Raw genomic sequence first — 6,376 nt, 5'->3', positions numbered from 1 at the left:
GCAGCAGCCGGCGCGGGGATCTTCGACGACGACGCCGCAGCGTAGTGCGCCGGAGCCGCGTTCGCAGCCGTGAGACCAAACCCGGCACCACCGGCGATGATCGCAGCCGCAGCAGCGATGCTGACCGTGGTCTTGGTGAACTTACGCATGATGAACCAATCCTTTGCTGTGGACGCCCCGAGTACCGCCCAGGACTGGACGGACAACCAGATGGGCGTCGGCCGGAAGACGATGGCGAGCCGCTGGTGAGGCTTCGGGGCGTTTGCCCGATGTACTGTCCATTCGGCACCCCCAGCACCGCGGTTTGGTCCGGTTCGGACGCGTTACCGGACCGTGATGAAACAGCTCCAGGAGCAGCATCGGCGAGCTCGGCGCAGACATCGCCTACCCTGGAACGGTCATGACTCCTCCCTCCTCGCACCCGGCGCTCACGCGACGCGCGTTGTTCTCGTTCGCCGGCGTGGCCGGTGTCGGCCTCGCGCTGGCCGCATGCTCGTCGGACGACCGGAGGAGCGCCGGCCCGTCCGGAACCACGGGAGCGTCGTCGACGGGAGCCACGACACCCGCCGCGACGCCGAATGCCGACAAGCTCGAACCCGGCACGGTCCCGCTCGCCGGTGGCACCACCATCACGGTCACCGGCGCGGGCCTCGCCGCCGTGACCGCGGTCAGCGTCGGGGGCGTGCCAGCGACGGACGTGCAGGCATCGGCACACACGGTCGCCTTCACGCTGCCGCACCAGGCGACGTACACCCCCGGGGACGCCGATGTCGTGCTCGCCGACCAGGGCGGCACCACCCTCACGACGTCCACGGTCGCGTACGCCGCGCTCACCGACGTCGACCGGCAGCTCGAGTACGCGATGCAGTACTGGCAGCACTACAACACGGCGGCGTACGGCGACATGAACCCGATCGGCGGGGACTGCGCGAACTTCGTCAGCCAGACCCTCGTCGCCCGCGGCTGGCAGCAGCGTGCGGACTGGTACAGCCGGGACGCCGGTGCCCAGCACACGACGACGTGGACCTACTGCCCGTCCATGGACCCGTGGCTCATCGCGAACGCGGCGACCTTCGGGCTGACCCGCCGCCCTCTCGAGGCCCGCGACGAGGTGCGGATCGGCGACATCGTGATGTGGGACTGGAACCACAACGGTTCGCCGGACCACGTGACGATCGTGTCCGAGGTCTCGAAGGACGCCGACGGCACGACGCGCATCAAGTCGGCGAGCCACAACGAGGACGGTCCCTACCGCGACCTCGACGAGATGATCACCGTGCAGCACCCCGGTGGCACGGCCTGGTTCCACACCTTCGACGCCTGAACGACCGTCACGGGTACCCGAGGAACCACAGGAACACGATCGCGACCGGCTGCAGCACCACGCCGACGACCAGCAACGACACCGTCCGCCGACGGGTCCGCACGAACGCGTCCGATCCGAGCACCGGCCCCATCGGCAGGAGCAGTCGCGGCAGGCTCTGCTGCGGCAGGAACACGGCGACGAGGTATGCCCCGTAGGACGCGACGAACCCGAGCAGCTCCGGACCGAGCGTCCGGACCGATCGTCGCGTGAGGAACACGACGAACCCGCCGACGAGCACCACGACCAGCACGATCCCGAGCAGCCCGAGCCACCGCGACGCCATCACGAACCACGGCGTCAACGGGGCGAAGTGCTGCCGCCCGACGAACCCGACCCACCAGGACAGCTCCGTCGCGAGGTACGCGTCCGATCGACCGGTGACCGTTCCCGCGACGACCGGCCACGCGAGTCCCGCCACGGCGACGACGAGTCCGGTCGCGGCGACACCGACCCGGGCCGGCCAGGAGAACGCGGAGCCCTCCCGGACCCATCGCACGACGAGGTGCACGGCGACGGCGACGGCCAGCGCGAGCACCCCCGGCCGCGTGAACGCCGCGACCACGCCGAGCAGCGCCACGAGCCAGTACCGCTGCCGGACCAGTGCGAGGAGCGCGCCGAACAGCAGCAGGAGGAACGTGCTCTCCGCGTAGGACACCTGCAGCACGAACGCGAGCGGCCCGAACGCGAACAGCGCCACACCACGACGCGCCCGCCGCGAGCACCCGGTCGCGCGGATCAGCCGGTACAGCACGACGCACGCCCCGGCGCCGCAGAGCACCGCCACGAGGAACCCGGCCGCCCAGAACGAGAGCCCGGTCGTCATGACGCCGCGGACCACCACGGGGAACACCGGCAGGAACGCCCACGGGTTCGGCAGGACGTGTCCGGCGGCGTCGGTCGGCAGCACGACGGGGTAGCCGACCGTCGCGATCGTCCGGTACGCCGACGCGTCCCACGACCCCGAGAACGTCAGGAACGAGGGGTCTGCTCGGGAGCTCGCGAACCGCCAGCCGCTCCTCGTCGCGATGACGAACACCGCTCCGAGCAGCGCGGTGCTGACGATCCGGGACGCCAGCCACAGGAGCAGGGGAGCGGTCCACCCGCTGTGTCGTCCCTCCAGACCGATGCGGACCGCGCGTCCGGCGCGACGCGCCCTCCCGCCCGGACTGGAGGCACGACCGGCGTCGTCGACGCGACCTCCCGCTGGTGCCGTGGCCACCTCGGTCAGGCGATCGCGGCCGCACGCGTCAGCACCATGAGGTCCATCCGGCCCTCCTGGACGACCTCGGCGTGCTGGTTGCGGAGCGTCACGGTCCGCTCGACGATCCCGGTCCGGCCGGAGCTCGTCAACCGCGTCGACAGGATCTCGACGGTGCAGGTGACGGTGTCGCCGATGAACACCGGGGCGGTGAAGCGCCAGCCGTCGATGCCGAGGAGCGCCACGGCGGACCCCTCGAACACGCCCGTGCGTGCGATGAGACCGAGACAGAGCGAGGCGCCGAGCATCCCGTGCACGATCCGCTGGCCGTACCGGGTGCCCGCTGCGAACTCGACGTCGGTGTGCACCTGGTTGTTGTCGTTCGTCCACGAGGCGAATGACACGACGTCGGCTTCGGTGATCGTCCGACCGGGAGTGACGAAGGTCTGTCCGGCGGCGAGGTCCTCGAGGTAGTGCGGCACGGACCGAGTCTGGCACAGCGGCGTCGGCCCCGACGGTTGCGGGATCGCGCAGGAACGCCCCGATGATCCTGTCCCACTTGTGGGGGACATCGAGCCCGCAGTACGGTCCCCACAGACCCGGACGCCACCCACGTCCGGGGCCCGCACCACACCCGATCAGTCCCGACGAGTCCGACCCTGGTCGGCCTCCGCACCCACCCCGCCGCGGAACGGTTCGTCGGCACCCGTCACACCCTCGCAGTCGTCACACCCAGCATGAGGAACCCGGATCCCATGACCCCAGTCGACGACCGGCTGCGCCTCCGCGCGCTCCCCGGTCCCACCCCACCCACCTCCGTCCCCGCGGCCCGCGTCGTCCTCGGCGTCGAGCCGGACCGGTCCCGCGCCGTCGCCCGCCCGCGGTTCGTCGTCGACGGCGTCCCGCCCGTCGCCGATCAGCCGCGGGTGTGCGTCGTCGACCGCCTCGACCGCTCGCATGGGGGCGACCGTGGCGACGCGCTCGTCCGGGCCGTCGCGATGGCGCGCGACGGACTCGACGTCCTCGTCGTCGGCGAGCGTCCCCGGTCCCTCGACGACGGCGAGGCCGTCGTTCCGGGGTTCAGCGCGGCGGCGGCGTCCGGGCGGCTGCGGTGGACGACCTCGTTCTCGGCCGCAGTCGGGTTCGGCGATGTCCACGTGGTGCCCGTGCCGTCCTCCCCGTCCGGCGCCGACGACCACCGCGCCGTCCGGTCCACCGTGTCGGGACTCGTGGCCCGTGCGACGCGTCGGACGCTCGTCGTCTGCTGCTCCGACGAGCCCGCTGCGGCTGCCGGGACCCTCGACCTCGTCGTCGAGGGCGTCCCGCTGCGGGCCGACGTCGAGGTCGCGTGGGTCGCCGACCCCGGTGTGCGGACCGACCGCGGCCGGACGGCCGGACTGACGTTCGGCGTCGGGTCGCCGTGGGCCGAGGCGCAGCTCCGCGCGCTGTACCGCCGACGACTCGACGCGGGCACGATCGTCACGGTCGTCCGTGTCCCGCCGACCGAGCTGCCCGAGGACGGCACGTGGTCCGGGCTTCGTGTCGACGCGCACGCGGACGGGCTCGCGGACGCGCTGATGCAGTCCGCCTGACGGGGCCGTCCGGTCGGGTCTGCGGCGTCCCGCGTACGCTCCCCAGCATGAGTGACGAGGCGCAGACCACCCGTTCCGCCGGCAGCACGTCGGCCACCAGCGGCGGCGGCATCGACCACGCGGTGGCGACCTGGATGGCCGGGCAGCGGTGGTACGCGGCCAAGGGGCTCGATCCGGAGCTCCGGGTCATCGCGAGCGTCGAGGAGCACGTCGACGACCTCGACGGCACTGCGGTCCGCGTCGTCACGAACCTCGTGATCGACGACGCGCCGACCGTCCCGGTGCTCTACCAGGTGCCCGTGACGGTCCGGTCCGCCCCGGTGGCGGGTCTCGACGCCGCACTCGTGGCCGAGGACGACGGCCGCTGGGTCTACGACGGTCCGCACGACACCGCCTACGCGCGGTGGCTGCTCGCGACCATCGCCGGGTCACGGAGCGTGTCCGGCGGAGCGATGGGGGTCGACGGCCAGGCGATCCGGACGCCCGGCGCACTCGTGTCCTCGCGGGTCCTGCGCGGCGAGCAGTCCAACACGTCGATCATCTGCGACGTCGACTCCGGCCACCCTGCGGACGACGCCCACCCGGCGGACGACGGCCACCCTGCGGACGACGCCGGCGCTGCGGACGACACCGGCGTCCCGCAGGTCATCGTGAAGGTCTTCCGGGTGCTCCACCACGGCGAGAACCCCGACGTGACGACCCAGGCCGCGCTGTCCGTCGGCGGGTCCCGCCGGGTGCCCACCTCGATCGGGGCGCTCTCCGGCACGTGGCCGGACGTCGGCCGCGACGAGGGCACCGCGACGGGCCACCTGGCGTTCGCGCAGGAGTTCATGCCGGGGCTCGAGGACGCCTGGCGCGTGGCGCTCGCGGCCGCCGAGGCCGGGACAGACTTCACCGACGAGGCCCGCGCGCTCGGCGCCGCCGTCGCCGAGGTGCACGCGACCCTCGCCACGACGCTGCCGACGATCGAGGCGGGCCCGGACGAGGTCGCGGCGATGCTCGGGTCGATGCGCGAGCGGATCGACGTCACCGCGGCCGAGGTGCCCGCGATCGCCGAGCACGCGGACGCGATCCGCGCGTTGTACGCCGCGACCGAGGAACTCGACTGGCCCCGGTTGCAGCGCATCCACGGCGACCTGCACCTCGGGCAGGCGCTGTCGTCACCCGATCGCGGCTGGATCCTGCTCGACTTCGAGGGCGAGCCGCTCCGACCGATGCCCGAGCGCTCCCGTCCGGACCTCACGCTCCGTGACGTCGCCGGCATGCTGCGCTCGTTCGACTACGTCGCCGGTGCGATCGCGCACGGGGCCGGGCCGGCAGCGTCCGCGACGGCCGGTCCGGTCGATCCCGACACGGCGGCGTCCGCCGAACACTGGGCGGATGCCGCACGCCGCGCGTTCGTCGACGGCTACACCGCGTCGAGCGGCGTCGACCTGCACGCCGAGCGACGACTCCTCGACGCGTTCGAGGTCGACAAGGCCGTGTACGAGGCCCTCTACGAGGCCCGGAACCGACCGGACTGGGTCGGGATCCCGGTCACGGCCGTCGGACGGCTCGTCGCGCGCTCGGCGCCGGACGCGCTCGCGGACGCAGACGCGGACGCGGACGCGGGCGCGGGTCAGCGAACGTCGTAGCGCGGCGCCGGTCGCTCAGAGTCCGGTGGCGGACCGCAGGAGCGCCGCGAACGCACTGGCGAACACGATGCCCGTCGTGACGGCGATGACGACGGCGGACGCCGCGAAGCTCCGTCCGACGACCCGCCAGGCACCGGTGCCACGAGGGCGGACGAACCCGGCGACGGCGAGCACGATCGCGAGGACGCTGAACATCCCGAGCGGGTTCACGACGGCGGAGACGAGCGCGACCGCCAACGACGTCCACCCGAACAGGCAGAACCGGCGCTCCTCGGTGGCGGGACCGACCTGGCCGACGGCGAACCCGCCGACGCCGGCTGCCGCGACCGTGCCGACGCCCGAGCCGCATGCCCAGGCCACGTCCACGACCTTCGTCGCGCTGATCGAGAACTGCGGGGCGGCGGCGACCTCGGTGGTGCCGGACGTCATGTCGGTGCGCACCGATCGCGGCGCGGGCTGCGTCGCGCTCCCCCAGGTGCGGCCGTCCCACCACCGCAGACGCTGTGCGTCCCGCGGGTCCGGGAACCAGCCGGCGGCCGGCAGTGTCACGGGGTCTCCTGTGGTCGATGGAACGGGATGTGCTCAT

The 6,376-nt window shown here is 72.9% G+C and carries 6 protein-coding genes; 3 read left to right on the top strand and 3 right to left on the bottom strand.

All coding sequences use genetic code 11. The annotated features are described in order from the left end of the window. Window positions 1–400 precede the first annotated feature (400 nt). The gene (locus tag ACO0E0_RS14285) at window positions 401–1,324 is read left to right on the top strand and encodes an amidase domain-containing protein (RefSeq protein WP_422872110.1); all 924 of its coding nucleotides are present in this window, start codon (window positions 401–403) and stop codon (window positions 1,322–1,324) included. A gap of 7 nt (window positions 1,325–1,331) precedes the next feature. Here the strand turns inward: ACO0E0_RS14285 and ACO0E0_RS14280 are convergent, their stop codons facing one another. Both ACO0E0_RS14280 and ACO0E0_RS14275 read right to left on the bottom strand, forming a co-directional pair. Next, window positions 1,332–2,585 (bottom strand): hypothetical protein, encoded by a 1,254-nt coding sequence (locus tag ACO0E0_RS14280; RefSeq protein ID WP_422872109.1) that lies wholly within the window; start codon window positions 2,583–2,585, stop codon window positions 1,332–1,334. Between the two features lie 5 nt (window positions 2,586–2,590). Next, complete coding sequence (locus ACO0E0_RS14275) at window positions 2,591–3,046, bottom strand: MaoC/PaaZ C-terminal domain-containing protein (RefSeq protein WP_422872108.1); 456 nt, start codon at window positions 3,044–3,046, stop codon at window positions 2,591–2,593. Window positions 3,047–3,319: 273 nt separating this feature from the next. Here ACO0E0_RS14275 and ACO0E0_RS14270 point away from each other — a divergent pair, with 273 nt between their 5' ends. Together ACO0E0_RS14270 and ACO0E0_RS14265 are read left to right on the top strand one after the other, a co-directional pair. Then, complete coding sequence (locus ACO0E0_RS14270) at window positions 3,320–4,156, top strand: hypothetical protein (protein WP_422872107.1); 837 nt, start codon at window positions 3,320–3,322, stop codon at window positions 4,154–4,156. A 47-nt stretch (window positions 4,157–4,203) separates the two neighbouring features. Next, complete coding sequence (locus ACO0E0_RS14265) at window positions 4,204–5,790, top strand: maltokinase N-terminal cap-like domain-containing protein (protein ID WP_422872106.1); 1,587 nt, start codon at window positions 4,204–4,206, stop codon at window positions 5,788–5,790. A gap of 15 nt (window positions 5,791–5,805) precedes the next feature. Here the strand turns inward: ACO0E0_RS14265 and ACO0E0_RS14260 are convergent, their stop codons facing one another. Beyond that, window positions 5,806–6,339: a DUF2510 domain-containing protein gene (locus ACO0E0_RS14260; protein ID WP_422872105.1), complete on the bottom strand. Its 534-nt coding sequence runs from the start codon at window positions 6,337–6,339 to the stop codon at window positions 5,806–5,808. Window positions 6,340–6,376 lie beyond the last annotated feature (37 nt).

Origin of the sequence: Curtobacterium phyllosphaerae (assembly GCF_049341865.1) — a bacterium.
Taxonomy (GTDB): domain Bacteria; phylum Actinomycetota; class Actinomycetes; order Actinomycetales; family Microbacteriaceae; genus Curtobacterium; species Curtobacterium phyllosphaerae.
Note: the sequence above shows the minus strand (reverse complement) of the source record. Positions and strands in the feature narration are given on the sequence as shown.

Bases quoted from the DNA above. Each gene is read 5' to 3' on its own strand.
- ACO0E0_RS14285 (WP_422872110.1), top strand. From the start codon at position 401: ATGACTCCTCCCTCCTCGCACCCGGCGCTCACGCGACGCGCGTTGTTC.
- ACO0E0_RS14270 (WP_422872107.1), top strand. From the start codon at position 3,320: ATGACCCCAGTCGACGACCGGCTGCGCCTCCGCGCGCTCCCCGGTCCC.
- ACO0E0_RS14265 (WP_422872106.1), top strand. From the start codon at position 4,204: ATGAGTGACGAGGCGCAGACCACCCGTTCCGCCGGCAGCACGTCGGCC.